Raw genomic sequence first — 26,265 nt, forward strand, 5'->3', positions numbered from 1 at the left:
CGGCGAACTCCCTGATCTCCCACGGTACGCCTCAGCGGCGCACCAGGAAGGGGTTTGCCCGGTCCGCGGGTTCCCGGGGTCCGGCGTGGCCGTCCCAACACCCGGAAAGTGCGCTGCACCCGGCGGCACGCGTTAGTGTCGGATGCATGCAGACCTGGTCATCCATTCCTGTGCCGCGGGTTCCGGGGGACCCCCGCCCGCTGCGGCTGTACGACACGGCTACGGGCGAAGTGCGTCCGACGGCGCCAGGAGACACCGCCAGGTTGTACGTCTGCGGGATCACGCCGTACGACGCGACGCACCTCGGCCACGCCGCCACCTACCTCGCCTTCGACCTCGTGCACCGCATCTGGCTCGACAACGGCCACAACGTGCACTACGTCCAGAACGTCACCGACGTGGACGACCCGCTGCTGGAGCGGGCGCTGCGCGACCAGGACGACTGGGTCGTGCTCGCCATGCGCGAGACGGCCCTGTTCCGCGAGGACATGGAGGCCCTGCGCGTCCTCCCGCCGCAGGACTACGTCGGCATCGTCGAGGCGATCCCCGAGATCGTCGAGGTGGTCGCGAAGCTCGTGGCCGACGGTCACGCCTACCGCGTGGACGACGACGAGTACCCGGACATCTACTTCGAGCACAACGCCACCGGCCGGTTCGGCTACGAGTCGAACTACTCCGAGGAGACGATGCGGGCGCTCTTCGCCGAACGCGGCGGCGACCCCGACCGCCCCGGCAAGAAGCACCCCCTCGACGCCCTGCTGTGGCGCATGAAGCGCCCCGGCGAGCCCGCGTGGCCGTCCGAACTGGGCGAGGGCCGCCCCGGCTGGCACATCGAGTGCAGCGCCATCGCCCACAACCGCCTCGGCATGGGCATCGACGTCCAGGGCGGCGGCTCCGACCTGATCTACCCGCACCACGAGTACTCCGCCGCGCACGCGGAGGCCCAGACCGGCCAGCACCCGTTCGCCCGCCACTACGTGCACGCGGGCATGATCGGCCTCGACGGCGAGAAGATGTCGAAGTCGCGCGGCAACCTGGTCTTCGTCTCGAAGCTGCGCGCCGAGAAGGTCGACCCGAACGCCATCCGCCTGGCCCTGCTCGCCGGCCACTACCGCGCCGACCGCCCGTGGACCCAGTCGCTGCTCGACGAGGCACTGACCCGCCTCGACAAGTGGCGCCGTGCCGCGGGCCTCGACACCGGACCGTCCGCTGTGGACACCGTGACGCGGCTGCGCGACCACCTGGGCAACGACCTCGACACCCCGAAGGCGCTGGCCGCGGTCGACGCGTGGGCCGACGAGGCGCTGGCGCACGGCGGTTCGGACAAGCACGGTCCGTCGCAGATCCGCACGGCCGTGGACGCGCTGCTGGGCGTGGAGCTCTAGCAGGCTCGCGAACCAGCTCTCCGCAACGACGAACCGCTCCCGGCACGAGTGCCGGGAGCGGTTCTGTTCAGCGGTGGTGCGCTCAGACGTCGAGCGTCCAGCTGTTCAACGTACCGGTGTCCAGGAACGCGGCGTCACGCACACGCAGCGTCCAGGTGCCGTTGGCGGCCTCACCGGAGAGGTCCTTGGTGTAGGTCTCGTTGATGTTGTCGGCCGAGCCGCCGGACCGGTTGTGCAGGTTGACGACGGTGCCGTCGGGCGCGACGAGGTCGACCACGAGGTCGCCCTTGTAGGTGTGCGTGATGGACACCTTGATCGTCGAGGTGGCCGAGGCGTTGCCCGCGCAGCCGGAGACCACGATGGTGCTGGTCACGGTCTGCTGGTCCGGGATGGCGACCGGGGTGGAGTTGGTGCGGGCGTCACAGCTGCCGCCCACGGCGTTGACGGTCCACGAGAACGTGGCCGTGCCGGTCTTGCCGGCGGAGTCGGTCACCGTGGCGGTCACCGAGTAGGTGCCGGCGGTGGTCGGCGTGCCGGAGATGGCGCCGGAGGAGGACGCGGTCAGGCCGGCCGGGAGGCCGCTCACGGTCCAGGAGTACGGCGGGGTGCCGCCGGTGGCCGAGAGCTGCAGCGAGACCGGGGTGCCGACCGTGGAGGTCTGGGCGCCGGGGTTGGCCACCGACGGGCTGCCCGGCTGGCCGCCGCCCCACAGGGTGTAGAGCAGCTTGTTCGGCGTGTTCGCGCCGACGTTGGTGATCTTGTTGGGCGTGGAGGCGGCGTTCAGGCCGTTCCACACCGCGGCGGGGGAGTCGGTCGGGTGCGTGGCGAGCCACAGGGCCGCCGCGCCCGCGACGTGCGGGGTGGCCATCGAGGTGCCGGAGATATTGTTCGTCGCGGTGTCGTTGGTGTTCCACGACGACACGATGTTCTGGCCCGGCGCGTAGATGTCCGTGCAGGAGCCGTAGTTCGAGAACGAGGCACGCGCGTCGGTGTTGGTCGACGCGTTGACCGTGATCGCCTCGGTCACGCGGGCCGGCGAGGTCGAGCACGCGTCGGTGTTCGAGTTGCCGGACGCGATCGCGTAGGTCACGCCGGCCGCGATGGAACGGCGCACGGCCGCGTCCAGCGTGGCGTCGGCGCCGCCGCCGAGCGACATGTTCGCGACCGCGGGCTTCACCGCGTTCGCCGTCACCCAGTCGATGCCGCTGACGACGCCGGCGGTGGTGCCGGAGCCCTGGCAGTTCAGCACCTTGACCGCGACGATCTTGGCGGCCTTCGCGAGGCCGTACTCGGCGCCCGCGATGGTGCCCGCCACGTGCGTGCCGTGGCCGTTGCAGTCGCTGTTGTTGCCGTCACCGGAGGTGTTGGTGCCCCAGGTCGCACGGCCGCCGAACGTCTGGTGCGTGGTGCGCACACCGGTGTCGATGACGTACGCCGTCACGTTCGACGCGGTGGTGTCGTACTGGTAGCTGTTGCTGAGTGGCAGGTCCCGCTGGTCGACGCGGTCGAGACCCCACGACGGCGGGTTCTGCTGGACGTCCAGCATGCGCACCTGGGCGTCCTGCTGCACGTAGTCCACGCGCGGGTCGGCGGCCAGGCGTGCCGCCTGCTTCGCGGACATGGTCACCGAGAAGCCGTTGAGCGCGTGCTGCCAGACGTCGCGCACCTTGCCGCCGTAGCGGCTGGCCAGGTCCGGAGCGGCGGCCCTCGACGCCGTGCCGGCCTTGAGCGAGACGATGTAGCTGTCCTGCACGACGTCGGCGCGGTCGGCGCCGAGAATCGTGCCGGTGGTTTCCTGAGCGGAAGCGGCGGGGACCACGGCGGCTGCCAGACAAGCGGCAGCGGCGGCGGCGAGTCCCGCACCCAAGACTCTTCGCATTGCAGGGTTCTCCCTCGTGCAGGGAACAGGGTGTCCTGCACGCTAGACCAAACCCGCAGGTCAGAGGGATAGACCGGGACGACGCAACTGTTGACACATTTTTCGGTTCAAGTCAACAGGAATCGCTCACCGGCAGTCACGGAAATAGGCTGAGAGAGCGCATTTGATTTCCTTATACCAACCCGAACGCCGATGTCCAACCCGTCGATCGGCCCTACCGACCGGTAGGCACGCCGACATAGCGTCACCCGGACGGAGGAACGAACTGATCGGGCAGTTCGGCCGCCTGGGGACGCCGTGCATCCGGTGTCGTGCGGGCTGTGTCGCAGCACAGTCATCCCCTCATCGCCGTTGCCCGGTCCGGTGTTACTCCGGCTCTGCGAAACCGAAGATGAGGAGAAAGTGCCTATGAAGCGCATTGCCTTCGCGGCGGTGGCCGTCCTGGCGGGTGCGTTCGCGACGACGGCCTCCCCTGCCGCCGTCGCCGCGCCGCAACCGCCGGCCGACCTGCTCGCCGCGATGCAGCGCGACCTCGGCCTCACCACCCAGCAGGCGGCGGATCGGCTGCGTCAGGAGCACGCGGCCGCGGCCCTGCAGCACGTCGCGAGGGGTCTCGCCGGCGAGGAGTTCGGTGGCGCGTGGTTCGACGCGTCGCTGGGCAAGCTCGTCGTGGGTGTGACCGGCGGTGCCGAGGCCAAGGCCGACCGGCTGCGCGGGCTCGGTGCCGAACCGAGGACCGTGGCCCACAGCGCCGGCGACCTCGCCGCGGCCAAGGCCAGGCTCGACGCCGAGCAGGCGCCCGCGGCGGTCAGCGGCTGGTTCGTTGACCCCCGGGCCAACGTCGTCACGGTGACCGTGCGGCGCGGCCAGGCCGAGGCGGCCAAGGCGTTCGCGCAGAAGGCCGGTGCCCTCGCCCGGGTCGTCGAGACCGACGAGGCGCCGCGGTTGCTCAAGGACGTCCGCGGCGGTGACGCGTACTACATCAACAACGCGGGCCGTTGCTCCATCGGGTTCGCGGTGCGGGGCGGCTTCGTCTCCGCCGGGCACTGCGGATCGGCCGGTGATGCGGTGACCGGCGCTGACCGCTCGGCGATGGGCACGTTCGAAAAATCGTCGTTCCCCGGCAACGACTACTCGTTCGTCCGCACCGGCTCGGCGTGGACGCCGACGGCCAAGGTGAACCACTACGGCGGCGCGGACGTCGTCGTCACCGGTCACACCGAGGCCGCGGTGGGCGCGTCGATCTGCCGTTCCGGCTCGACCACGGGCTGGCACTGCGGCACCGTCTCCGCGAAGGACCAGACGGTGAACTACCAGGAGGGGTCGGTCAGCGGCCTCACGCGCACGAACGTGTGCGCGGAGCCCGGTGACTCGGGTGGCTCGTGGGTCAGCGGCACGCAGGCGCAGGGCGTCACCTCGGGTGGCTCCGGCAACTGCACCAGCGGCGGCACGACCTACTACCAGCCGGTCAACGAGATCCTCTCCGCATACGGCCTGACGCTCGTCACGGGCTGACAGCCGCACACGGAACGCCCACGGGTACCTGGCCCGTGGGCGTTCCGTGTCCAGTCGTACGGGTCACGCCTCGCGTTCGGCGATCCACTTCTCCCGGTGCACCTGCCAGCGCTGGAGCATCGACCCGAGTTCGCCGTGGCAGAACCGGAAGAACTCCCTGGTCTCGTCCAGGCGGCTGCCCGCCTCCGTGCCGGGCCCGAGCGCCTCGACGCCCTCCGACAGCACCTCGTCGATCATCCCGAGCATCTGGTCCTTGCGGAACGTCGCCTCGTACCAGACGTCGTCACGCATCCGGTACACGTCCCGGCGCGATCCCGGTTCCCGCTCGCGGCTCACGATCCGGACCTGGGTCAGGTAGCGCACCGCGCCCGACACCGCCGCCGGGCTGATCTGCAGCAGGTCGGCGATCTCGGCCGAGGTGAGCTTCCCGGAGTCCGTCGTGAGCAACGCCGCGAGGATGCGGGCCGGCATGCGGGCCATGCCGGTGTCCGACAAGATCGCGCCGAACCGCTCGACGAACTGGCTCACCGCCTGCTGGTCACGCTCGGTCACCCTGGTCACCGCGGCATCATCCCCTTTCGTCAGCCGATCGGGCAAAATTTACGTGCTTCACGAAGTTGTGAAAGAAGTGTAGCTTACCGCCCATGACATCTGCGATATCCGTGTCGGGCCTGGTGAAGACCTTCGGCCCGACGCGTGCACTGGACGATCTCGACCTGGACGTCCAGACCGGTGAGGTGCACGGCTTCCTGGGGCCCAACGGCTCCGGCAAGTCGACGACGATCCGGATCCTCCTCGGCCTGCTGCGTGCCGACTCCGGCACCGCGCGGCTGCTCGGCGGCGACCCGTGGAAGGACACCGCGTCCCTGCACCGCCGCCTCGCCTACGTCCCCGGCGACGTCAACCTCTGGCCCAACCTGACCGGTGGCGAGGTCATCGACCTGCTCGGACGCCTGCGCGGCGGCCTGGACACCCAGCGCCGCGCCGAGCTCCTCGAGCGCTTCGAGCTGGACCCGCGCAAGAAGGGCCGCACCTACTCCAAGGGCAACCGGCAGAAGGTCGCGCTCGTCGCCGCCCTGTCGTCCGACGTGGAGCTGCTGATCCTGGACGAGCCGACCTCCGGGCTCGACCCGTTGATGGAGGCCGTCTTCCAGGACTGCATCAACGAGGAACGCCGCCGCGGCCGCACCGTGCTGCTGTCCAGTCACATCCTGGCCGAGGTCGAGGCGCTCTGCGACCGGGTGAGCATCATCCGCAACGGCCGCTGCGTCGAGACCGGGACGCTCGCCGACCTGCGCCACCTCACGCGCACCTCGATCGCCGCCGAGCTGGCCGGCCCGCCCAACGGCCTCGCCGCCCTCGACGGCGTGCACGACCTGGTCGCGCAGGGCAACCGGGTCCGCTTCGAGGTCGACTCGGACAAGCTCGACCTGGTCCTCAAACAGCTCGTGTCCACCGGCGTGCGCACGCTGACCTCACAGCCGCCGACCCTGGAGGAGCTGTTCCTGCGCCACTACGAGGACGCGAGATGACCGGCACCGCACTCGTCGGCACCGGCCAGCTGGTCCGGCTGGCGTTGCGCCGCGACCGGGTCCTGCTGCCCGTCTGGGTGCTGTTCCTGGTGCTCACGACGCTGTCCACGACGACGGCGCTGGAGGAGCTGTACGGCACGGCCGAGTCGCGGGCGCTGCTCGGGGCCACCGCGAACGCCAACTCCGCGTTCCTCGCGATGCTCGGCCCGCTGCACGACTGGTCGTCGCTGGGCGGTCTGGTCGTCTGGCGCTGGGGTGTGTTCGCCGGCCTGTTCATCGCGATCATGGCGTTGCTGGTCGTCACCCGGCACACGCGCGCCGAAGAAGAAGAGGGCCGCACCGAGCTGATCAGCGCCACGGTCGTCGGACGGCACGCGTCGCTGGCCGCCGCGGTCGTCGTGGCCGGCGGCACCAGCCTGCTGATCGGGCTGCTCCAGGCGGTCGTGCTGATCGGCAAGGACCTCGACGTGGCCGGCTCGTTCGCGTTCGGCCTGTCCACGGCCTCGGTCGGGCTCGTCTTCACCGGCGTCAGCGCGTTCACCGCCCAGCTGTCGGAGAACTCCCGCGTGTCGAACGCGCTCGCGGGCGGGTTCCTCGGCCTCACCTACCTGTTCCGCGCCGCCGGTGACGCCGCGGGGTCCTCCGGCCCGGAGTGGCTGACGTGGCTCTCGCCGATCGGCTGGACCGAGCACGTCCGGTCGTTCGCGGACAACCGCTTCTGGGTGCTCGGCATCTCGCTGGCCGCCTTCGTGGTGCTGGTCGGCGCCGCGGCGTACGTCGTCGCGCACCGGGACGTGGGTCTCGGGCTCCTGCCCAGCCGCCCCGGTCCGGCGCACGGCACGATCGGCTCGCCGTTCGGACTGGCGTGGCGGCTGCAGAAGGGGTCGCTGATCGGCTGGTCGCTGGCGTTGTTCGCGGTCGGCGTGATCTACGGCAGCGTCGCGCAGGCGGTCGGGCAGATGGTGCAGGACAACCCGGCCCTCGGCCAGATCGTGTCGAAGATCGGCGGGGCGGACGCCATGGTCGACGCGTTCTTCGCGACCGTCACCCAGCTGCTCGGCCTGATCACGTCGATCTACCTGGTGCAGGCCGTGCTGCGGCTGCGCTCGGAGGAGACCTCGCTGCGCGCGGAGCCGGTCCTCGCCACCCCCGTCACGCGCTGGGGCTGGATCGCCTCGCACGTGGTGTTCGCGGTGGTCGGCGGCGCGGTCGTGCTCGCGTGCGCCGGTCTGGGCCTGGGTCTCGTCCACGGCCTGCGCACCGGCGACCTCGGCGCGGTGCTGCCGCGGCTGCTCGGCGCGGCGCTGGTGCAGGCACCGGCCGCGTGGGTGGTCGCGGGCGTGGCGCTGGCGTTGTTCGGGCTGTTCCCGCAGCTCACCGGCGTGAGCTGGGCGGTGGTGTCGGTGTCGCTGGTGCTCACACTGCTCGGCCCGGCCCTGCAGCTCGACCAGTGGGTCATCGACATCGCGCCGTTCTCGCACGTCCCGAAGTACCCGGACATCACGGCCGGGCCGCTGCTGTGGCTCAGCGCGGTGGCGGTGGTGCTCCTGGCTGCGGGGTTCGCCGGCTTCCGGCGCCGCGACCTGACCACGTGACGATCGCCGGCACGGTGACGAGCAACGCGGCGGGCACGAGGAAGCCCGCGAGCGGATGTGCCTGGTAGAGCGGGACGAACGCCAGTGGGGCCGCGGCGGCGCCCATGAAGCGCAGTGACTGCACGACACTGACGCTGCCGCCCCTGTTGGCGTTCTCGCTCTGCAGCACCAGCGCGTTGACGCTCACCAGCATCCCCTGCGCCGCGGCACCGGTCAGCGCCCACGCGAGGACCGCGACCGCCGCGAGAGGGGCCGTGCCCACCGCCGCGACGAGACCACCGCCCAACGCCGCCGCGACGACGACCGTGGTGGTCGCGCCGAACCGGTCGATGGCCTTGCCGATGTGCCGCGCGGTCAGGAACCCGACGATGCCGAACCCGGTGAGCAGCAGCCCGCGTTCCCCGGCGCCGAGGCCGAACACGTCGTCCAGCCGGAACGCCACGAGGAACGACAACCCGCCCAGGCAGCCCCAGCCGATGAACGCGACGAGCGCGGGCCGCAGGGTGCTCGGCACGAACGCGCTGCGCAGGCTCGCGTCCCGGTCCGGCTCGGCGTCGGTCTGCGGCACACCCAGCACCGCGAGCCCCATGGCCACCACCGCGATCACCACGAACGCCAGCCGCCAGTCGACCTCCGCGGTGAGCCCGCCCACGAGCGGCGCGGACGTCTGCCCGGCCGCCTGCATCGACCCGAACAGGCCCAGCGCGCGGCCGAGCTTGTCCTTCGGCGTCGAGGCGGCGATCACGGCCAGCAGCACCGGCGTGGTGAACGAGTTCGCCGCGCCCTGCAACGCGCGCGAGACCAGCAGCACGTCGAACGTCCACGCGCACGCGGCCAGCACGGACGCGGCGGCATAGGCGATGTAGGCGATCCGGACGGTCCGCTGTGGACCCCAGCGCTGCGCGAACGTGCCGGACGCCAGCATGAGCACCGCGAACGGCACGAGGTAGTACGTCAGCGTCGAGGCCGCCGCACCGGGCGAGCGGCCGAAGCTGCCGCCGATCTCGGGCAGGATCGACGTGGTGACGGCGCCGCCGAACGGCCCGATCAATGCGCCCGCGTACAACCCGGCGCGTGCCAACCGTCCCACGAACACCTCCGCCGCCCACCCTAAACGGGCCGGCGGCGGAGATGCTTGCCGGGTGCTAACTTCTTTGGCTGCTCACCTCAGGGGCGCCCGCGGGACGTCAGCGGGGACCGGGCGACGGCCAGCCGGGACCGCGGCCGCGCCGGCGCAGGTACCGCTCGAACTCCGCCGCGATGTCGTCGCCGGAGGCCTCGGTGATCTGGATGGCCGCGTCGCCGCGTTCCTCCAGCGCGCGCACGTAGTTGCGCACGTCCTCGTCCTCGTCGGCCATCTCGGAGACGGTGCGCTCCCACTCCTCTGCCTGTTCGGGCAGCGCGCCGAGCGGGACCTCGATGTCGAGGACCTCCTCCACCCGGTGCAGCAGCGCGAGCGTGGCCTTGGGGGAGGGCGGCTGCGACACGTAGTGCGGCACGGCGGCCCAGAAGGAGATCGCCGGGATGCCGGCCTGCACGCACGCGTTCTGGAACACGCCGACGATGCCGGTCGGGCCCTCGTACTTCGAGTGCTCCAGGCCGAACCGCGCGGCGGCGTCCGGGTCGTAGGCGGTGCCGGTGACCGGGACCGGACGGGTGTGCGGCGTGTCCATGAGCAGCGCGCCGAGCGTCACCACGGTCGTCACCCCGAGTGCCTCGATGTGGCCGAGGAGCTCGTCCGCGAACTTGCGCCACCTCATGTTCGGCTCGATGCCGTGCACGAGGACCACGTCGGCGGAGGAGCCGGGAGGCCGGCACACCGAGAGCCGCGTCGTCGGCCAGTCGACCCTCCTGGTGACACCGTCCACCATGCGGACCGTGGGCCGCGTCACCTGGAAGTCGTAGTAGTCGTCCGGGTCGATCTCGGCGAGCGGGGTGGCGTCCCAGGTGAGTTGCAGGTGCTCGATGGCGGTGCTCGCGGCATCGCCCGCGTCGTTCCACCCTTCGAACGCGCAGACCATGATCGGACTCGTGAGCGGTGTGCGCGGGTTCGACGGGGTCGGGGATTCCTGGGACGGATCGTTCACGGCGCCAGACTACGGCCTCCCCCATCCATCGCATCGTAGGCTTGGCCCATGCCTGATCGCGGATCCTCGCCGTTGCTGGAAGCGCTGGTGAACCGGGTTGTGGTCGCGGACGGCGCCATGGGCACGATGCTCCAGGCCGCCGACCTCTCCCTCGACGACTTCACCGGTCTGGAGGGCTGCAACGAGATCCTCAACGTCACCCGGCCGGACGTGGTGAAGGCCGTCCACCGCGGCTACCTCGAGGCCGGCGTGGACGCCGTCGAGACCAACACGTTCGGCGCGAACCTCGCGAACCTCGCCGAGTACGACATCGCCGGCGAGATCTTCCGCCTGTCCGAACGCGGTGCCGCGCTCGCCCGCGAGGTCGCCGACGAGTTCAGCACACCCGGCCAGCCGCGGTTCGTGCTCGGCTCGGTCGGCCCCGGCACCAAGCTGCCGACGCTGGGCCACGCCCCGTACGCCACGCTGCGCGATGCCTACGAGGAGCAGTGCAAGGGCCTGCTGGTCGGCGGTGTGGACGCGATCATCGTCGAGACCTCGCAGGACCTGCTGCAGACCAAGGCCTCGGTCATCGGCGCCAAGCGCGCGATGACCGCGGAGGGCCGCCAGGTCCCGATCATCGCCCAGGTCACCGTCGAGACCACCGGGACGATGCTGCTGGGCACCGAGATCGGCGCCGCCCTGACCGCGCTGGAACCGCTCGGCATCGACCTCATCGGACTCAACTGCGCCACCGGCCCCGCCGAGATGAGCGAGCACCTGCGCACGCTGGCCAAGCACGCCCGCGTCCCGCTGTCGGTGATGCCGAACGCCGGACTGCCCGAGCTGGGTCCCGACGGCGCCGTCTACCCGCTCTCGCCGGAGGAGCTGGCCCAGGCGCTGGCCGGGTTCGTGCGGGAGTTCGGCGCACGCCTGGTCGGCGGCTGCTGCGGCACGACCGCCGAGCACCTGCGCCAGGTCGCCGCCGCGGTCCGCGACCTCGGCCCGTCCACGCGCAGGCCGCGGCCGGAGCCCGGGGTGTCCTCCCTGTACCAGGCCGTCCCGTTCAAGCAGGACGCCTCGGTGCTGATGATCGGCGAGCGCACGAACGCGAACGGCTCCAAGGCGTTCCGCGAGGCCATGCTGGCCGGGAAGTGGGACGACTGCATCGAGATCGCGCGCGACCAGACCCGTGAGGGCGCGCACCTGGTCGACCTCTGCATCGACTACGTGGGCCGCGACGGCGAGGCGGACATGCGCGCGCTCGCGTCCCGGCTGGCCACCGCGTCCACGCTGCCGGTCATGCTCGACTCGACCGAGCCCGGTGTGCTCCAGGCGGGCCTGGAGTGCCTGGGTGGCCGGTGCGCGGTCAACTCGGTGAACTACGAGGACGGCGACGGCCCGGACTCGCGCTTCCAGAAGATCATGCGGCTGGTCTCCGAGCACGGCGCGGCGGTCGTGGCGCTGTGCATCGACGAGGAGGGCCAGGCCCGCACGGCCGAGTGGAAGGTCCGCGTCGCCACCCGGCTGATCGAGGACCTGACGACGAACTGGGGCATGCGCCGGTCCGACATCATCGTCGACTGCCTGACGTTCCCGATCTCCACCGGCCAGGAGGAGGTCCGCCGCGACGCCGTGGAGACGATCGAGGCGATCCGCGAGCTCAAGCGCCGTTACCCGGACGTGCAGACCACGCTGGGACTGTCGAACGTCTCGTTCGGACTCAACCCGGCCGCGCGCCAGGTGCTGAACTCGGTGTTCCTGCACGAGTGCGTGCAGGCGGGCCTGGACACCGCGATCGTGCACGCCTCGAAGATCGTGCCGATGGCCCGCATCCCCAACGAGCAGCGCGCCGTGGCGCTGGACCTGGTCTACGACCGCCGCCGCGAGGGCTACGACCCGCTGCAGAAGCTCATGGAGCTGTTCGAGGGCGTCACCACGAAGTCCAACTCGGCCTCCCGCGCGGAGGAGCTGGCCGCCCTGCCGTTGTTCGAACGGCTGGAGCGCCGGATCGTCGACGGCGAGCGCAACGGCCTGGAGGCCGACCTGGACGCCGCGCTGGAGCAGCGCCCGGCGTTGCAGATCATCAACGACACCCTGCTGGCGGGCATGAAGACCGTCGGCGAGCTGTTCGGCTCCGGCCAGATGCAGCTGCCGTTCGTGCTGCAGTCCGCCGAGGTGATGAAGACCGCCGTCGCACATCTCGAACCGCACATGGAACGGTCGGACGACGGCGGCAAGGGCCGGATCGTGCTCGCCACCGTCAAGGGCGACGTGCACGACATCGGCAAGAACCTCGTGGACATCATCCTGTCCAACAACGGCTACGAGGTCGTGAACATCGGCATCAAGCAGCCGATCACCACGATCCTGGAGGCCGCCGAGGAACACCGCGCGGACGCGATCGGCATGTCCGGCCTGCTGGTCAAGTCGACCGTGATCATGAAGGAGAACCTGGAGGAGATGAACTCCAGGGGCGTGGCCGCGCGCTGGCCCGTGCTGCTCGGCGGCGCCGCGCTGACCCGCGCGTACGTCGAGAACGACCTGACCGAGATGTACCTGGGCGACGTCCGCTACGCCCGCGACGCCTTCGAGGGCCTGCGCCTGATGGACGCGATCATGGCGGCCAAACGCGGCGAGGCCCCGGTGGCGGACCCCGAGGCGGAGGCGAAGGCCGCCGAACGCAAGGCGCGCCGCGAGCGCTCCCTGCGCATCGCCGCCGCCCGCAAAGCCGCCGCGGCCGAGGAAGAACCGGCGACCGGCCGCTCGGACGTGGCCACCGACAACCCGGTCCCGGCACCGCCGTTCTGGGGCAGCCGCGTGGTGAAGGGCATCCCGGTCGCGGACTACGCGGCACTGCTGGACGAGCGCGCGACGTTCATGGGCCAGTGGGGCCTCAAGGGCACGCGCGGCGGCGGCCCGACCTACGAGGAGCTGGTCGAGACCGAGGGCCGCCCCCGCCTGCGCTACTGGATGGAACGCCTTGCCACCGAAGGCGTTCTCGCCCACGCCGCCGTCGTCTATGGCTACTTCCCGTGCGTGTCCGAGGACAACGACCTGGTCATCCTGCGCGAGCCGTCACCCGACTCGCCGGAACGCTTCCGGTTCACCTTCCCCCGCCAGAAGCGCGACCGCAGGCTCTGCCTGGCCGACTTCTGGCGCCCCCGCTCGTCCGGCGAGGTCGACGTGGTCGCGTTCCACCTCGTGACCATGGGCCAGCCGATCGCCGACTACGCCAACGAGCTGTTCGGCAAGAACGCGTATCGTGAGTACCTGGAGGTCCACGGACTGGGGGTCCAGCTCACCGAAGCGCTGGCCGAGTACTGGCACAGGCGGGTCCGCGAGGAGCTCGTGTGGCCGTCCGGTGAGTCCGTCGCCGCCGAGGACCCGGCCGACGTGCGGGAGTACTTCACCCTCGGCTACCGCGGCGCGCGCTACTCGTTCGGCTACGGCGCCTGCCCGGAGATGGAAGACCGCAGGCGCGTCGTCGACCTGCTCGACCCCGCGCGCATCGGCGTGTCCCTGTCCGAGGAGCTCCAGCTCCACCCCGAACAGTCCACCGACGCCTTCGTGGCGCACCACCCGGAGGCGAAGTACTTCAATGTCTGACTTGCAGGCTGTCCTGTGGGACATGGACGGCACGCTGCTGGACTCCGAGAAGCTGTGGGACATCCCGCTCTACGAGTACGCGGAGAAGCTCGGCGGCGTGCTGTCCCTGGAAACCCGCGAACGCATGGTCGGCAGCAACGTGCCCACCACCATGCGCCTGCTCTTCGCCGACGTGGGCATCGACCCCACGGAAGCCGACATGGCCGACGGCGCCGCCTGGATTTCCCGCCGCACCGAGGAGGTCTTCCGCGCGGGCCTGCCCTGGCGCCCCGGTGCCGCCGAGGCGTTGCGCGCCGTGCGTGCGTCGGGGGTGCCGATGGCGTTGGTGACGTCCACCGAGCGCTCGCTGACCGAGGTGGCGCTGGACACGATCGGCCGTGACCTGTTCGACGTCACCGTGTGCGGGGACGAGGTGGACGGGTTGAACAAGCCGTTGCCGGAGCCGTACCTGAAGGCGGCGCGGTTGCTCGGTGTCGATCCGGTGCGGTGTGTGGCGATCGAGGACTCGCCGACCGGGGTTGCGGCGGCGGTGGCTGCCGGGTGCACGGTGTTGGTGGTGCCGTGCGATGTGGAGGTGCCGACGGGGGAGCGGCGGGTGTTCCGCGACTCGTTGGTCGGGGTGGATGTGGACGTGTTGAGGGCGTTGCGGGTGTCGTAGGACAGTGCTGGCTCACTCGATCGGGTGGGCGTTGTCCGGATCTCGCCGCCGTGTCGTCTGGTTCATGTCCGGATGACACGGGTGGCCGCGTCCCGCATATGAGGAACGCGCGGCCGGGGAGGGGGCTGAGATCGCAGTTGCTGCTGTTGCGCTCTCAGCGTCGCTGCGCCGCAGCACGAGACAGAGCCGCCGTGGGAAGGTGGCGCAAGGCGGACAGACATGTCGCCGGTACGTGCTATGTCGGTACGTTGGCGCAGAACGCCGCGTGATCCTTGTCGAACGGGAGCCCACCGGCGTACCCGGTGCTGCGGCGGGCGCTGCGCGTCGATTCGAGCATGCTGACTGCTGCATCCGAGGCTGACAGGATGAGCAGTCCGCCTGGCTTCGATCAGGGACCAAGGCCGAGGAGGGTGAGCGATGTCCGACGCCCGCTCGTGGACGAGCGTGTCGATGCCGTACGTGAGCGGTCAGCGCGGCGATGCCTGGGGAGCCGAAGCTGCGGCGCACGGCGGCGTCGGAACCCAGAGGTTGCTCGGCGTCGAAGAGGTGCCCGCCACCGAGACAGTCGCCGGCATGCTCGGACTGCAGCAAGGCGAGCCGGTGGTTCTTCGGCGTCGTCTCATGCTCTTCGACGGCCGCCCGGTCGAACTCGTCGAGTCGTACTACCCGGCTGCCATCGCCCGCGACACCCGGCTGGCCGAGCCGCGCAAGATCCCCGGCGGCGCCGTTGCGCTGCTGGCCGACCTCGGCCACCCGCCGCGGTGGGTGCGGGAGGACGTCAGCGCTCGTCTGGCCACAGTGGACGAACGGAGCGTGCTCCGGATCGAGGCAGTGTCCTGTGTGTTGCTGCTCGCGCGTTCGCTGATCAGCGACAACGACCTGCCCGTGGAGGCCACCGTGATGACGATGGTGGCCGACGGACGACGGCTGCGGTACGAGCTGACGCCGTGATCGTCCACAGAAGGAGCCGTTTTGCCTCGCGCACGTGACGTCAGACCAAGACACCAGCAGATCGCCGCGGAACTGCGCGACCTCATCATGCGCGGGGATCTGGCCCCTGGCGAGCAGCTGCCGTCGACCGCGCGGCTTGTGGCGAAGTACGACGCGGCGAACGCGACGATCCAGCACGCGTTGAAAGCTCTGAAGGACGAGGGTCTTCTCGACAGCCGTGCCGGCAAGGGCGTCTACGTTCGTGACCGGCAGCCGCTCGTCATCGACGCCGCCGCCTACATCGCACCCGCGCCAGGCCGGTTCCGCTACGAGCTGCTGGCCGTCGACACGGTCGTGCCGCCGAGGGACATCATCGACGGACTGCGGCTGGCTCCGGACGCGAGGGCGGTCGTCCGCACCAGGATCCTGTACCACGATGATCAACCGGTCGAGCTGTCCGCGTCGTACTACCCCGCCGACATCGCGGCAGGCAGCGCACTCGACAAGACGACGAGGATCCGCGGTGGCGCGCCCGGAATGCTCGCTCGGCTCGGCTTCGCCCAGCGCACCTTTGTCGACCGGATCTCGGCTCGCTCCCCGACCGTGGCGGAGGTCGAAGCGCTCGACCTGCCCGACGGGACACCGGTGATCCGGCAGCTGCGAGTCGTCTACAGCGACAACGACCGTCCGGTGGAGGCGTCAGTGCTCATCAAGGGCGCACATCTGCACGAACTGCGCTATCAGCAGGCCGTGCTGCCCGAGTAGGGCGCTGATGACCCTGGTGCGTGCGACTCGACCGGAACCGGCAGGGGTGGCCGCCCAAGCGACCACCCCGCCAGATCAAGCCACAACAACCTTTCGGCCGGTCCGCGCCTTCCGCGTGGCCGGGTCGATCAACAGCCCGAACACCACACCCAGCCCGACGTACAGCGTCGCCAGCTGGGCGAGCGAGCTGAGCCGGAACTGCCAGAGCACGTTCACCGGCATGTCCGCCGGGATCGTGTCCGGCGGCGCGGGGAACGCGACCAGCACCACCGCGACCGCCGCGACCACGGCGAGCAGCACCGCGGTCACCCGCAACGGCTGCGGCCACGCGGCCAGGCGGGCGGCGAGCCAGCTCGCGGCCCAGACGATCACCAGGCCGGCCGCCACCACGCCCAGGTACAGCGCGGTGCGGTAGTCGACCGTGTCCGGGTCGCCCACCGCGGGTGGGTTGGCCGGGTACTTCAGCCACGGCAGCAGTGCGACCGCGCCGAAGACGGCCACGCCGAGCGCGGTGCTGCGGCTGAACGGGGTGCGGGTGGTGAACCAGCGCTTCGACAGCGCGTAGGCCGTGGCGAACACCAGGCCGACCGCGATGCCGACGATCACCACGCCGAGCATGCCGCCCACGACCTGGGCGCCGCGGCTGACCACCGCCTCCTCGCCGCCGTGGGAGTGGCCGCCGGGTTCGCGGGCCTCCTCGACGGCGAGTGCGGCGCGGATGGGGATCTCGGTGACCAGCAGTTGCACGAGTGCGGAGGCGACACCGGCGATGCCGCCCGCCGCCAGCCCCCGCAGTGCGAGGGATTTGTACGTCGTCATGTGCGTGTGATCAGTGGGGCTGATCAGTGGCACGGGACGCCGAGCGCGTGCCGGCCGTCGTGGAAGAACTCGTGCAGCAGCTCCGAGCTCGCACCGAGCGCGAGGCCGTTCTCCTGCAGGACCAGGTAGGTGACGATGAGGCCGAGCAGTGCGGCGGCGAAGGCCCATTTGGGCACGCGGACGGCGGACAGGTGTGCTGCGGGGCTCGTCATGACGGGCTCCTCCATACCTCGTGGAAGGTGAAACTCCTTACGGCGCCGCAGCCGGTCTCCTGACTCCCGGATCAACGCTGCCCCCGCGTCTTCCCAGCCCAGCGGGGCCAGTGACGTGCTCGGCGGGGATCGCTTCCCGGTCACAGTGGCGAGGACCGCGCCGGATTCTCACCGGCTTCCCGTCACTGCGGCGCGAGCACCGTAAGTTGAGCGGCGGTTCAAGCACAACCGGCCATAAGAGTTGTCGTGAGAATCACTTCACGAGCGGGCAGTCACCGCACTTCCCACCTGCGGCGACGCGGTAGTAGAGGCAGCACGACCGGCGCAGGAACGTGACCTCGCCGGGGAAGGGGATGAATTCCCCGGCACCTTCGAACGGCGGCACGGTCATGAGCTGGTTGCCGCGTTCTTCCGCTTCTTCCGCGCTCAACGCGCCCGCGCGCACCACCATTTTCAGCGCGCCCGCGATGTTCGACATCGCGTTGCCCCACAGCAGTCCGCGTGCGACCGGCACGACCGCGTGGACCGCCTCCACCACCGGTGCGAGCGCCTCCGCCGGTCGCGGGCCCAGCCGCGGGGTGTCGATGCGCACGCTCAGGCCGTTGGCGCGGTCGTGGTGCCACCACAGGTTCTCCGGGCGGACGTCGATCGGCAGGTTCGTCGCGGTGAGCGGGCTGAGCAGCCGCGCGGTGTAGCTGAGGAAGAACAGGCTGGCCGCGACGCGGGGTTCCGAGGCGTTGTAGCGGGTCGCGATCGCGTCGATCGTGTCCCTGAGGGCGGGGCCTTCGAGCAGCGCCGTCCCCGGCAGCCAGGACTCGTCGGGACGGCCCACGTCCAGCGCGAAGAACGGGTTGATGCCACGCACCTGGCGCAGCGCTGCGAGCACTTCGGCGAACTCCGACACAGATTCACGCTACTGGGTGTCCATGCAGGACAGATCACGTCCACGGGCTGAAACAGATGCGACCGCGGTGTGGACGGGTCGCCGGGAGATGGGAGGATGCCTACCCGTGAAGACCTTCGACTCGCTGTTCGCCGAACTGACCGAACGAGCCCGCGCCAAGCCGGAGGGTTCCGGCACCGTGGCTGCGCTCGAGGCCGGCGTCCATGCGCAGGGCAAGAAGGTCCTGGAGGAAGCGGGCGAGGTCTGGATCGCCGCCGAGTACGAGTCCGACGAGAAGCTCGCCGAAGAGATCTCGCAGCTGCTGTACCGCCTCCAGGTGATCATGCTGGGCCGCGGCCTGACCCTCGACGACGTCTACAAGTACCTCTGACGGAGACCTCCTGATGCTGCGCGTAGCAGTCCCGAACAAGGGCGCGCTCGCCGAACGCGCCTCCGCCATGCTGACCGAGGCCGGCTACCGGCAGCGGCACGAGCCGCGCGACCTGACCGTGCTCGACCCGAGCAACGACGTCGAGTTCTTCTTCCTGCGCCCCAAGGACATCGCGATCTACGTGGCGTCCGGTGACCTCGACCTGGGCATCACCGGCCGCGACCTCGCCGCCGACTCCGGCGCCGACGACAACGGCTCCTCGGTCGAGGAGCTGCTGGCGCTGGGCTTCGGCGGCTCGACGTTCCGCTACGCCGGGCCCAGCGGCACCGACTGGAAGGTCGAGGACATCGAGGGCAAGCGCCTCGCCACGGCCTACCCGAAGCTCGTCGGCCGCGACCTGCGGCGCAGGGGCATCAACGCCACGGTGATCCGCCTCGACGGCGCGGTCGAGATCTCGATCCAGCTCGGCGTGGCCGACCTGATCGCCGACGTCGTGGGCTCCGGCCGCACGCTGCGCCAGCACGACCTGGTGGCGTTCGGCGAGCCGATCTGCGAGTCGGAGGCGGTCCTGGTGCACCGCTCCGGCTCCGAGCTGACGGCGGCGAAGAAGCAGCTGCAGGCCCGCCTGCAGGGTGTCGTGTTCGCCCAGCAGTACCTGATGCTCGACTACGACTGCCCACGCACGCTGCTGGACGAGGCGATCAGCCTCACGCCGGGCCTGGAGTCGCCGACGGTCGCGCCGCTGGCCGACGACGACTGGGTGGCGGTGCGGGCGATGGTGCGCCGCCGCGACGCGAACCGGGTGATGGACGAGCTGGCCGCGGTCGGCGCCAAGGCGATCCTGGCCTCGGACATCCGGTTCTGCCGCCTGTGATCGTGGAGCACGCTCTGCTGGACGTCCTGCCGGGGCGTGCGGCGGAGTTCGAGGAGGCCTTCGGCGAGGCGCGGGCGTTGATCTCCGCCTCGCCGGGCTTCCTCGGCCTGCGGCTGCTGCGGTGCCTGGAGAACGCCGACCGGTACCTGCTGCTGGTGCGGTGGGAGTCGGTCGAGGCGCACACCACCGGGTTCCGCCAGGGTCCGTCGTACGCACGGTGGTCCGAGCTGCTGCACCGGTTCTACTCACCGTTCCCGGTGGTCGAGCACTTCGAGGACCTCGGCGTCTGAGAGCTGCTCGAAGCGGTCGTACCAGCGGCTCACCGCGCCGAAGCCGCGCGGCACCAGCACCGTGACGACCGGGGTGCCGAACGTCGCCAGCGACTCCCGCGCCGCGACCGGCACCGCCAGCACGACCCGGTGCGGGCCGAGCTGCTCCAGCCGGTGCAACGCCGCCCTGGCGGTCACGCCGGTGGCCAGGCCGTCGTCCACCACGACCACGTCACGCCCCTCGACCGCCAGCGGCGGCCGGCCCCGGCGGTAGAGGGCGGTCCGGCGCGCGGCCTCGTCCCGTTCGCGCTCGCACGTGCCGGTCAGCTGTTCCTCGGTGAGCCCGAGCGCCCTGAGCACGGCCGGGTCGTAGATCGGCGGGCTGTCCGCGGTGACCGCGCCGACGCCGTACTCGGGGTGGTCCGGTGCGCCGATCTTGCGCGCCACCACGACGTCCAGCTCGGCGCCGAGCACCTCGGCGATCTCGGCCGCCACCGGCACACCGCCGCGCGGCAGCCCCAGGACGAGCGGATCGTGCCAGGTCTGCTCCGCGAGCCGCGCGGCCAGGGCGCGGCCCGCCTCCCGCCGGTTCGCGAACCTCTTCACAGTCTCGTCGACGCTACGCGTTTCTCGTCGGACGCGGCCAGCCAGAAGAACACCGGTGGAAGCACCACTTCGAGTGCGATCAGCGGGAGCTGGAACCAGTGCGGCTGCCCGTGCACCGCGAGCGACAGCAACCGCCCGACCGCCGACAGGGCGAACACGCCGGCCAGCCGGCGGACGGCGGTGGCCGGGACCGGCCTCTGCCGGGCCACCCAGACCCAGGCCAGCCCGTACCCGAGGAAGATCGCGTTGTAGAAGCGCTCGCGGCTGTCGACCGTCGCCCCTGCGTCCTCCGCGCCCGGTACCGAGGCGACACCCAGCACGACGTGATATGCCCCGATCAGCACGCATGCCACGCCCATCGTCCAAGCGAGAGCCCTCAGCGCTACGGCCATCCCGATCCCCCTGGTTGACAGCTGTCTACTACTCTTGGTGGACACGTGTCAACTAACCTGGCGGCTGTGAGGATGACCCCGGAAGCACGCCGCTCGCAGCTGATCGACACCGGCGCGGCCCTGTTCGCGGCAAAGCCCTACGACGACGTGGCGATGGAGGAGGTCGCCACCCGGGCGGGCATCTCCCGCGCCCTGCTGTACCGGCACTTCTCCAGCAAGCGCGACCTCTTCGCCGCCGTGCACCAGCGCGCCACCGAGCAGCTGCTGACCGAGGTCGAGGACCTGGGTGACGGCACGCTCGCCGAGCAGGTCGCCGTCGCCCTCGACACGCACTTCGACTACTTCCAGGCCAACCGCAACCTGGTGCTGGCCGCGAACCGCGTGCTGGCCACCGACCCGGTGGTGCGCGCGGTGATCACGGGCGGGTTCGCCGCCCTGCAACGCCGGCTGCTCGCCGCGGCCGGGGTGGACGGTCCACTCGCGTCCGCGGCGGTGCTGGCCTGGTTGGAGCTCGTGCGGGTGATGTGCGTGGAGTGGTTGGCGCATCAGCGTTTCGACCGGGTGGAGCTGCGTGACCTCTGCGTTCGCGCGTTGCTCGGGGCCCTCGACCTGGAATAGGTCCACGGCACGACGGCAGCATCCGGTCGGCGCGATCCCTCTTCCGGCGTAACGGGTTGGTGTATCAGCAGGGCGCCCTGGTGCCTCCTAGCTTGCGCTACCCGACGAAAAGGCGGTGGTCGTGATGCCCGGCGGCCCCAGGTACATCTCGGTCGCACTCGTGCTGGCCCTCGCCGGCTGCGGCAGCGGCGCCCTGACCGCGCCCACCGACGCCGTCGTCACGACGACCACCGGCACGGCTGCGCACGACACGACAACGGCTCACGAGAAGACGACCACCACGACGAAACGGCAGTACGGCTGGTTCCTGCCAGAAGGCCCGACTTCGCCGACGACGAACGAGGACGCGCTCTACCGGCGCCTGCTCGCCAAGGCGTGCGGCGAGGCGCAGCAGGAGCTGGACCGGACGTGGAGCGGCCTGCTGACCCCGCGCAACGCCCCGCTCTACCAGGCGGCCGTCGACCTCTGCCGTGGTGACGTGAGCGGGGCACGGGTGATGCTCGCCAAGGCGACGGCGCTGGGCCTGCAGATGCGCCAGGGCGCCGGCGGTTCCGCGGCGGTCGACTGCGCGGTGCTGAAGGCCGTGCGCAGCGTGGTCGACCAGGTCGCGCAGGAGTCCGTGCGGTGCACGCCCGGCACACCGCCGAAGTGGCCGACCGACGACCCGTTCGCGAAAGACGACCCACGCACGGACGTCGTCGAAGGCACCACCACGACGACCACGACAACGCGTACGACCACGCGTACGACGACCACCACGGTGCCGTCGACGTGAGGAAGCCGAAACTGCTGCCGCGCAGGCAGAAGCGGCCCGCCCCGGCCGACCAGAACGACGCGCTGCGCCGGATCGGGGCGGTGCTCGCGAACGTCACGGTGATCACCGGACTGCTCGTCGCGTTCGGCTGGAAGCGCTGTGAGACGCAGGCCCGCGCGCTGGGCATCGAGAGCAACGTCCTGGGCATGTCCACAGCGGACTACCTGCTGCGCAGCATCAACCCGGTGTTCCGGCTGCTGGCCGTGGTCGTGGTGGTCGCTCTGGTCTGGCTGTGGCTCGAACCCGTTGTCTCCCAGCGCAAGCAGCGGTGGCTGGTGTGGTCGTGGCTGCTGTTCCCGTTGCCGGTCTTCGCCCTCGGCTACCTGTGGCCGGTGGTGAGCTTCTACGTCTTCCCGCTGACCGTCGGCGCCGGCGTCATGCTGTCCTGCTACGTGGTCCACCTGCGCGGCCGCCGCGCGTGGGACTGGCCGAAGGTGCGGCTGTTCGCGGTGGCGGCGGGGGTGCTGAGCCTGTTCTGGAGCGCGCTGAACTACGCGCAGGTCGACGGGTTGCGGCTGGCCGAGGAGTTCGAGCCGCTGCGGGCACCCGCCGTGGCGGTGTACAGCCAGGAACGGATGCACATCACGGCGCCGGGCGTGCGAGAGGAAGGGCTCGACGGGGACAAGTCGAGGTACCGGTACCGCTACGTCGGGTTGCGGTTGCTGGAGAACACCGGCGGCAAGTACTTCCTCGTGTCCGGCGAGTGGACGCGGGGCAACGGCGTCGTCGTGGTGCTGCGGGATGACGCCACTACCCGGCTGGAGTTCTCGCGTTGAGGTGCCCGTCCTCAGCGTTCGCGCACGAAGAGGGCCTGCGCCGTCGTGCCCACCGGGCCGTCCACGTCGTGCACCGTGCTGGTCGCCACGCCCACGCCGTCCGGCCCGATCGTCGTCCGCGCGTCCAGGCCCACCCAGTCGCCGACCGGCTGCCGGTGCAGGTGCACGGTCAGGTCGGTGTTGATGGCGTACCACTTGCGGATGTCCACACGGGACGAGACGCCGCTCGCGGAGTCGACCACGGAGAAGAGGCGCTCCAGCGGTGAGGTCTCGGAGCCCTCGACCACGTCGACGCGCGGGCGGGCCCAGACGCGGGCGTCGCCGGGGGTGAAGATGCCGCCGGACAACGAGAGCCATTCGACGGCGGAGAGGTAGCCGCCGCCCCAGTGGCCGGGGATCTCCATCGGCACCGCGGAGGACGGTGGGGGGAGAGGCTCGCCGGAGCCGCCGGCGACCGGGGTGGTGTCGGAGGCGACGATGCGCCACGCGCGGGCCACCAGGACCGGGCGGCCCTCGTGCGACAGCGTGGCGGAGGCCAGCTCCACCGAACGGCCCGGGCGGTCGAGTGCGGTGGACACCGTCAGATCGGCGACCGGGACCGGGCCGAGGACCTCGAACGTCACGCGGGCCAGCACGCGGTCGGTGTCCAGCAGGGAACGGACCAGCAGGGCCGAGGGCGGGCCCAGGTGCTGGCTGTCGGGGCCCCACGGGCCCACGGTGTGCGGCGTCGAGCGGTAGGTGTGCTCGTCCAGAGGCTCGTAGAAGGCGGGCATCAGTCGCGGTCCTGGAGGGGCTCGGTGTCGTCGGGCTCCGGCCAGCCGGGGTAGGGCGGCGGGGTGCCGTCGAACGCGGGGCAGAAGGCCTTGTGGTCGCAGTAGTCGCACAGGCGGCTGGGCGACGGGCGGAAGTCGCCGGTCGGTGCGGCGCGCATGATGGCCTGCCAGATGGCTTCCAGGGTGCGTTCGAAGCGCGCGAGCTCCGACTCGTCCGGGGTGTAGGCCAGCGCCTGGCGGTCGGCGAGGTACATCAGGCGCAGCTGGCGGGGGACCACGCCGCGCAGCCGCCACAGCACGAGCGCGTAGAACTTCATCTGGAACAACGCCTTGGCCTCGCCGATCTCGCGCGGCGCGGCACCGGTCTTGTAGTCCACGACCCGGATCTCGCCCGTCGGCGCCACGTCCACCCGGTCGATGTAGCCGCGCAGCAGCACACCGGAGGGCAGCTCGGACTCGACCAGCAGCTCGCGCGACTCCGGCTCCAGCCGCCGCGGGTCCTCCAGGCCGAAGTAGCCGTCCAGCAGCTTGGTCGCGGACGCCAGCCACTCCGCCTCCTCCTCGCTGCCCGGCGTCTCGAAGAGCGTGGCGAACTCCGGGCGCTCGGCGCGGACCCGCTCCCAGGCGGGCGCGATCATCGAACGGGCGCGGTCGGGCACCCGCTCGGCGGCGGGCAGCGCGAACAGGTCCTCCAGCACCGCGTGCACGACTGTGCCGCGCACCTGCGCCTTCGTCGGCCGCTCCGGCAGGCGGTCGACGGCGCGGAAGCGGTAGAGCAGCGGGCACTGCTTGAAGTCCCCTGCCCGCGACGGCGACAACGCGGGCCTGCGCAACGTGGTGCTCATACTCCGACCCTAGGACAGGGGTCTGACAATTCCGGGACACCCCCTGGTCCGGCGCGGTACACCGCGAGATCACACACCTCCCTCTACAGTGCACCCGTGGCCGCGCGGATCAGCGAGAAGGAGGGCGGCCTGCTGCTGTTCCGGGTGGCGGGCATCCCGGTGCTGCTCGCGCCGTCGTGGTGGATCGGGTCGGCGATCGTCGTGGCGTTCTACGCACCGCTGGTCGACGACCTCGCGCCCGGAACGCCCCCGGCGGTCGGCCTGGTGCTCGCGGCGCTCTTCGCGGTCTTCCTCGGCCTGAGCGTGCTCGCGCACGAGCTCGGGCACTGCGTCGCGGCCCTGCGCCTGGGCCTGCCGGTGAGAAGACTGCGCCTGTACCTGCTGGGCGGGCTGTCGGAGATCATGCGCACCCCCGGCAAACCCAGCCACGAGGGCGCGGTCGCCGCAGCGGGACCCGCCGTCTCGGTCGTGCTGGCCGTGCTCTTCGGCCTCGGCGCGTTCGTCATGGAGTCCAGCAACGTCGTCTGGCTGCTGGTCGCCCAGATCGCCGCCGCCAACGTCGCGGTGGCCGTGTTCAACCTGCTGCCCGGTCTTCCGCTGGACGGCGGCCGGATCGTCAGGGCCGGTGTGTGGGCCGCGACCGGGCACCGCTCGACCGGCACGCGGGTCGCCGTGGTCGGCGGGTTCCTGGTGGCCTTCGCGCTGGTCGTGTGGGCCCTCTACGGCATCGCCGAAGGCGCGGAGGACCGGTGGCTGCGCTTCGGTGTGTGCGCGCTCACGGCGTGGGTCGTCGTCGCCGGCGCACGTGGCGAGCTCGCGAGCGAACGGCGCCGCACCTGGCCCGCCGGCGTGACGCTCGACGACCTGATCCTCCCGGTGCTCCAGCTGCCCGCCGAAAGTCCCGTGGCGGACGCGCTGAGCACCAGTGCGGGACGCGGGGTGGTGCTGGTGCGGGCCGACGGCGTCGCGGCCGGGCTGCTCGACACCGAGGCCGCGCGCGAGCTGGCCGCGACGAGCCCGTTCGCCCCCGCCGAGCAGGCGGCGGAACCGATCCTGCCGGAGACGGTGCTGCTGGCCGACGAGCCGGGCGAGGAGATCGTGGAACGCGTCCGGGGCACCGCCGCGTGGCAGTTCCTCGTCGTCGACCTTGAGGGCCGTCCGGCCGGTGTGCTGCGCAGGGAGGACCTGCGTGCGGCCATTGAGAAGGGCGTTTGACACCATTGCGCGGTGATTAGCGCAAGTGGACCGTTCCAACCGGGCGACCGGGTTCAGCTGACCGACCCCAAGGGGCGGCACTACACCGTTGTCCTCGAACCCGGCAAGGAGTACCACACCCACCGCGGCGCCATCCCGCACGACGCGCTCATCGGGCAGCCGGAGGGCTCGGTCGTGGCGTCCGTGGGCGGCACGAACTTCCTGGCGCTGCGCCCGCTGCTGCCCGACTACGTGCTGTCGATGCCGCGGGGCGCGCAGGTGATCTACCCGAAGGACGCCGCGCAGATCGTCATGTACGGCGACATCTTCCCCGGCGCGCGCGTGCTGGAGGCGGGGGCGGGCTCCGGCGCGTTGTCGTGCTCGCTGCTGCGCGCGGTGGGGGAGAAGGGCAGCGTCCAGTCCTACGAGGTGCGCGACGACCACGCGGTCCACGCGATCCGCAACGTGGAGACGTTCTTCGGCGAGCGGCCGGGCAACTGGTCGATCACCGTCGACGACGTGAAGAACCACGAGGGCGAGGTCGACCGGGTCATCCTCGACATGCTCTCACCGTGGGAGGTCCTGCCCACGATCGCGAAGAACCTCATCCCCGGCGGCGTCCTGGTCGTCTACGTCGCGACGACCACGCAGCTGTCCGTGGTCACCGAGGCGCTGCGGGAGATGACGTGCTGGACCGAGCCGCACGCGTGGGAGACGCTCGTGCGCCCGTGGCACGTCGTCGGTCTCGCGGTGCGCCCGGAGCACCGGATGATCGCGCACACCGCGTTCCTGCTGACCACGCGCAAGCTCGCGGACGGCGTGACGGCGCCGAGGCCGCAGCGCCGCCCCAGCAAGGGCTGAGAGC

Annotated in this window: 27 protein-coding genes and 1 riboswitch; of the genes, 16 read left to right on the forward strand and 11 right to left on the reverse strand. The window is 71.0% G+C overall.

The window, feature by feature from the left end; translation table 11 throughout:
- Positions 1-146 precede the first annotated feature (146 nt).
- Entirely contained in the window at positions 147-1,385 is a 1,239-nt protein-coding gene (gene mshC / locus ADL03_RS12070; protein WP_053733456.1) for a cysteine--1-D-myo-inosityl 2-amino-2-deoxy-alpha-D-glucopyranoside ligase, read from the forward strand.
- An 82-nt stretch (positions 1,386-1,467) separates the two neighbouring features.
- On the opposite strand, the gene ADL03_RS12075 is transcribed toward mshC, so the two are convergent.
- Entirely contained in the window at positions 1,468-3,264 is a 1,797-nt protein-coding gene (locus tag ADL03_RS12075) for a S8 family serine peptidase (RefSeq protein WP_053733457.1), read from the reverse strand.
- A gap of 408 nt (positions 3,265-3,672) precedes the next feature.
- On the opposite strand from ADL03_RS12075, the gene ADL03_RS12080 reads away from it, so the two are divergent.
- Positions 3,673-4,779: a S1 family peptidase gene (locus tag ADL03_RS12080; RefSeq protein ID WP_053733458.1), complete on the forward strand. Its 1,107-nt coding sequence runs from the start codon at positions 3,673-3,675 to the stop codon at positions 4,777-4,779.
- A 63-nt stretch (positions 4,780-4,842) separates the two neighbouring features.
- Here ADL03_RS12080 and ADL03_RS12085 read toward each other — a convergent pair whose 3' ends face one another.
- Positions 4,843-5,340, reverse strand: coding sequence for a GbsR/MarR family transcriptional regulator (locus ADL03_RS12085; RefSeq protein ID WP_053733459.1), 498 nt, complete (start codon positions 5,338-5,340; stop codon positions 4,843-4,845).
- Between the two features lie 83 nt (positions 5,341-5,423).
- Between ADL03_RS12085 and ADL03_RS12090 the strand changes: the two genes are divergently transcribed.
- Positions 5,424-6,311, forward strand: a complete 888-nt coding sequence (locus tag ADL03_RS12090) for an ABC transporter ATP-binding protein (RefSeq protein WP_053733460.1) — start codon at positions 5,424-5,426, stop codon at positions 6,309-6,311.
- Positions 6,308-7,906, forward strand: a complete 1,599-nt coding sequence (locus ADL03_RS12095) for an ABC transporter permease (protein ID WP_053733461.1) — start codon at positions 6,308-6,310, stop codon at positions 7,904-7,906. Before ADL03_RS12090 ends, ADL03_RS12095 begins: the two co-directional genes overlap by 4 nt.
- Here the strand turns inward: ADL03_RS12095 and ADL03_RS12100 are convergent.
- Positions 7,836-8,996 carry an MFS transporter gene (locus ADL03_RS12100; protein WP_231641785.1) on the reverse strand — a complete coding sequence of 387 codons (1,161 nt, stop codon included), beginning with the start codon at positions 8,994-8,996 and terminating at the stop codon, positions 7,836-7,838. The two genes, ADL03_RS12095 and ADL03_RS12100, sit on opposite strands and share 71 nt — an antisense overlap.
- A 97-nt stretch (positions 8,997-9,093) precedes the next feature.
- Positions 9,094-9,927 (reverse strand): PAC2 family protein, encoded by an 834-nt coding sequence (locus ADL03_RS12105; protein WP_053733962.1) that lies wholly within the window; start codon positions 9,925-9,927, stop codon positions 9,094-9,096.
- Between the two features lie 114 nt (positions 9,928-10,041).
- Between ADL03_RS12105 and metH the strand changes: the two genes are divergently transcribed.
- From metH to ADL03_RS12125, 4 genes are all read left to right on the forward strand, one after another.
- Positions 10,042-13,581: a methionine synthase gene (metH, locus tag ADL03_RS12110; protein WP_053733463.1), complete on the forward strand. Its 3,540-nt coding sequence runs from the start codon at positions 10,042-10,044 to the stop codon at positions 13,579-13,581.
- Positions 13,574-14,239 carry an HAD family phosphatase gene (locus ADL03_RS12115; RefSeq protein WP_053733464.1) on the forward strand — a complete coding sequence of 222 codons (666 nt, stop codon included), beginning with the start codon at positions 13,574-13,576 and terminating at the stop codon, positions 14,237-14,239. Before metH ends, ADL03_RS12115 begins: the two co-directional genes overlap by 8 nt.
- A 417-nt stretch (positions 14,240-14,656) precedes the next feature.
- Positions 14,657-15,190, forward strand: coding sequence for a GntR family transcriptional regulator (locus tag ADL03_RS12120; RefSeq protein ID WP_053733465.1), 534 nt, complete (start codon positions 14,657-14,659; stop codon positions 15,188-15,190).
- A 21-nt stretch (positions 15,191-15,211) separates the two neighbouring features.
- Positions 15,212-15,934, forward strand: coding sequence for a GntR family transcriptional regulator (locus tag ADL03_RS12125; RefSeq protein ID WP_053733466.1), 723 nt, complete (start codon positions 15,212-15,214; stop codon positions 15,932-15,934).
- 75 nt (positions 15,935-16,009) lie between these two features.
- Here ADL03_RS12125 and ADL03_RS12130 read toward each other — a convergent pair whose 3' ends face one another.
- The 3 genes from ADL03_RS12130 to ADL03_RS12140 form a co-directional block, all read right to left on the reverse strand.
- Entirely contained in the window at positions 16,010-16,753 is a 744-nt protein-coding gene (locus ADL03_RS12130) for a CbtA family protein (RefSeq protein WP_053733467.1), read from the reverse strand.
- A 23-nt stretch (positions 16,754-16,776) separates the two neighbouring features.
- Positions 16,777-16,965, reverse strand: a complete 189-nt coding sequence (locus ADL03_RS12135; protein WP_030471496.1) for a CbtB-domain containing protein — start codon at positions 16,963-16,965, stop codon at positions 16,777-16,779.
- Between the two features lie 31 nt (positions 16,966-16,996).
- Positions 16,997-17,184, reverse strand: a riboswitch (cobalamin riboswitch).
- A 34-nt stretch (positions 17,185-17,218) separates the two neighbouring features.
- Positions 17,219-17,869: a (2Fe-2S)-binding protein gene (locus ADL03_RS12140; protein WP_053733468.1), complete on the reverse strand. Its 651-nt coding sequence runs from the start codon at positions 17,867-17,869 to the stop codon at positions 17,219-17,221.
- 88 nt (positions 17,870-17,957) lie between these two features.
- On the opposite strand from ADL03_RS12140, the gene ADL03_RS12145 reads away from it, so the two are divergent.
- The 3 genes from ADL03_RS12145 to ADL03_RS12155 are packed head-to-tail and all read left to right on the forward strand — an operon-like array spanning position 17,958 to position 19,403.
- Positions 17,958-18,239, forward strand: a complete 282-nt coding sequence (locus ADL03_RS12145; protein ID WP_197288269.1) for a phosphoribosyl-ATP diphosphatase — start codon at positions 17,958-17,960, stop codon at positions 18,237-18,239.
- Between the two features lie 13 nt (positions 18,240-18,252).
- On the forward strand, positions 18,253-19,113 hold the full coding sequence (gene hisG / locus ADL03_RS12150) for an ATP phosphoribosyltransferase (protein ID WP_053733470.1): 861 nt from the start codon (positions 18,253-18,255) through the stop codon (positions 19,111-19,113).
- 2 nt (positions 19,114-19,115) lie between these two features.
- Entirely contained in the window at positions 19,116-19,403 is a 288-nt protein-coding gene (locus ADL03_RS12155; protein WP_369808967.1) for an antibiotic biosynthesis monooxygenase, read from the forward strand.
- Here the strand turns inward: ADL03_RS12155 and ADL03_RS12160 are convergent.
- Complete coding sequence (locus ADL03_RS12160; protein WP_053733472.1) at positions 19,359-19,988, reverse strand: phosphoribosyltransferase; 630 nt, start codon at positions 19,986-19,988, stop codon at positions 19,359-19,361. The genes ADL03_RS12155 and ADL03_RS12160 overlap by 45 nt on opposite strands.
- The gene (locus ADL03_RS12165; protein ID WP_053733473.1) at positions 19,985-20,380 is read right to left on the reverse strand and encodes a DUF4345 domain-containing protein; all 396 of its coding nucleotides are present in this window, start codon (positions 20,378-20,380) and stop codon (positions 19,985-19,987) included. Before ADL03_RS12165 ends, ADL03_RS12160 begins: the two co-directional genes overlap by 4 nt.
- A 72-nt stretch (positions 20,381-20,452) precedes the next feature.
- Here ADL03_RS12165 and ADL03_RS12170 point away from each other — a divergent pair, with 72 nt between their 5' ends.
- The 3 genes from ADL03_RS12170 to ADL03_RS12180 all read left to right on the forward strand — a co-directional run bounded on the left by ADL03_RS12170 (position 20,453) and on the right by ADL03_RS12180 (position 22,588).
- A complete protein-coding gene (locus ADL03_RS12170) occupies positions 20,453-20,998 on the forward strand; it encodes a TetR/AcrR family transcriptional regulator (protein WP_053733474.1) in 546 nt (181 codons plus the stop codon).
- 124 nt (positions 20,999-21,122) lie between these two features.
- On the forward strand, positions 21,123-21,773 hold the full coding sequence (locus ADL03_RS12175; RefSeq protein ID WP_157528507.1) for a hypothetical protein: 651 nt from the start codon (positions 21,123-21,125) through the stop codon (positions 21,771-21,773).
- Positions 21,770-22,588 (forward strand): hypothetical protein, encoded by an 819-nt coding sequence (locus ADL03_RS12180; protein ID WP_053733476.1) that lies wholly within the window; start codon positions 21,770-21,772, stop codon positions 22,586-22,588. Before ADL03_RS12175 ends, ADL03_RS12180 begins: the two co-directional genes overlap by 4 nt.
- A gap of 11 nt (positions 22,589-22,599) precedes the next feature.
- Here ADL03_RS12180 and ADL03_RS12185 read toward each other — a convergent pair whose 3' ends face one another.
- Complete coding sequence (locus tag ADL03_RS12185; protein WP_053733477.1) at positions 22,600-23,361, reverse strand: thioesterase family protein; 762 nt, start codon at positions 23,359-23,361, stop codon at positions 22,600-22,602.
- Positions 23,361-24,206 (reverse strand): PD-(D/E)XK nuclease family protein, encoded by an 846-nt coding sequence (locus ADL03_RS12190; protein ID WP_053733478.1) that lies wholly within the window; start codon positions 24,204-24,206, stop codon positions 23,361-23,363. Before ADL03_RS12190 ends, ADL03_RS12185 begins: the two co-directional genes overlap by 1 nt.
- Positions 24,207-24,302: 96 nt before the next feature.
- On the opposite strand from ADL03_RS12190, the gene ADL03_RS12195 reads away from it, so the two are divergent.
- Both ADL03_RS12195 and ADL03_RS12200 read left to right on the forward strand, forming a co-directional pair.
- Complete coding sequence (locus ADL03_RS12195; RefSeq protein ID WP_197288270.1) at positions 24,303-25,421, forward strand: site-2 protease family protein; 1,119 nt, start codon at positions 24,303-24,305, stop codon at positions 25,419-25,421.
- 15 nt (positions 25,422-25,436) lie between these two features.
- Positions 25,437-26,261: a tRNA (adenine-N1)-methyltransferase gene (locus ADL03_RS12200; protein WP_197288332.1), complete on the forward strand. Its 825-nt coding sequence runs from the start codon at positions 25,437-25,439 to the stop codon at positions 26,259-26,261.
- The last annotated feature ends 4 nt before the right edge of the window (positions 26,262-26,265 follow it).

This window comes from Nocardia sp. NRRL S-836, assembly GCF_001279525.1.
GTDB lineage: Bacteria > Actinomycetota > Actinomycetes > Mycobacteriales > Pseudonocardiaceae > Lentzea.

Bases quoted from the DNA above. Each gene is read 5' to 3' on its own strand.
- ADL03_RS12090 (WP_053733460.1), top strand. From the start codon at position 5,424: ATGACATCTGCGATATCCGTGTCGGGCCTGGTGAAGACCTTCGGCCCG.
- ADL03_RS12080 (WP_053733458.1), top strand. From the start codon at position 3,673: ATGAAGCGCATTGCCTTCGCGGCGGTGGCCGTCCTGGCGGGTGCGTTC.
- ADL03_RS12175 (WP_157528507.1), top strand. From the start codon at position 21,123: ATGCCCGGCGGCCCCAGGTACATCTCGGTCGCACTCGTGCTGGCCCTC.
- ADL03_RS12105 (WP_053733962.1), bottom strand. From the start codon at position 9,927: ATGGTCTGCGCGTTCGAAGGGTGGAACGACGCGGGCGATGCCGCGAGC.
- ADL03_RS12075 (WP_053733457.1), bottom strand. From the start codon at position 3,264: ATGCGAAGAGTCTTGGGTGCGGGACTCGCCGCCGCCGCTGCCGCTTGT.
- ADL03_RS12130 (WP_053733467.1), bottom strand. From the start codon at position 16,753: ATGACGACGTACAAATCCCTCGCACTGCGGGGGCTGGCGGCGGGCGGC.
- ADL03_RS12095 (WP_053733461.1), top strand. From the start codon at position 6,308: ATGACCGGCACCGCACTCGTCGGCACCGGCCAGCTGGTCCGGCTGGCG.
- ADL03_RS12135 (WP_030471496.1), bottom strand. From the start codon at position 16,965: ATGACGAGCCCCGCAGCACACCTGTCCGCCGTCCGCGTGCCCAAATGG.
- ADL03_RS12190 (WP_053733478.1), bottom strand. From the start codon at position 24,206: ATGAGCACCACGTTGCGCAGGCCCGCGTTGTCGCCGTCGCGGGCAGGG.
- hisG (WP_053733470.1), top strand. From the start codon at position 18,253: ATGCTGCGCGTAGCAGTCCCGAACAAGGGCGCGCTCGCCGAACGCGCC.
- ADL03_RS12165 (WP_053733473.1), bottom strand. From the start codon at position 20,380: ATGGCCGTAGCGCTGAGGGCTCTCGCTTGGACGATGGGCGTGGCATGC.
- ADL03_RS12185 (WP_053733477.1), bottom strand. From the start codon at position 23,361: ATGCCCGCCTTCTACGAGCCTCTGGACGAGCACACCTACCGCTCGACG.
- ADL03_RS12145 (WP_197288269.1), top strand. From the start codon at position 17,958: ATGGGAGGATGCCTACCCGTGAAGACCTTCGACTCGCTGTTCGCCGAA.
- ADL03_RS12115 (WP_053733464.1), top strand. From the start codon at position 13,574: ATGTCTGACTTGCAGGCTGTCCTGTGGGACATGGACGGCACGCTGCTG.
- ADL03_RS12120 (WP_053733465.1), top strand. From the start codon at position 14,657: ATGTCCGACGCCCGCTCGTGGACGAGCGTGTCGATGCCGTACGTGAGC.
- metH (WP_053733463.1), top strand. From the start codon at position 10,042: ATGCCTGATCGCGGATCCTCGCCGTTGCTGGAAGCGCTGGTGAACCGG.
- ADL03_RS12170 (WP_053733474.1), top strand. From the start codon at position 20,453: ATGACCCCGGAAGCACGCCGCTCGCAGCTGATCGACACCGGCGCGGCC.
- mshC (WP_053733456.1), top strand. From the start codon at position 147: ATGCAGACCTGGTCATCCATTCCTGTGCCGCGGGTTCCGGGGGACCCC.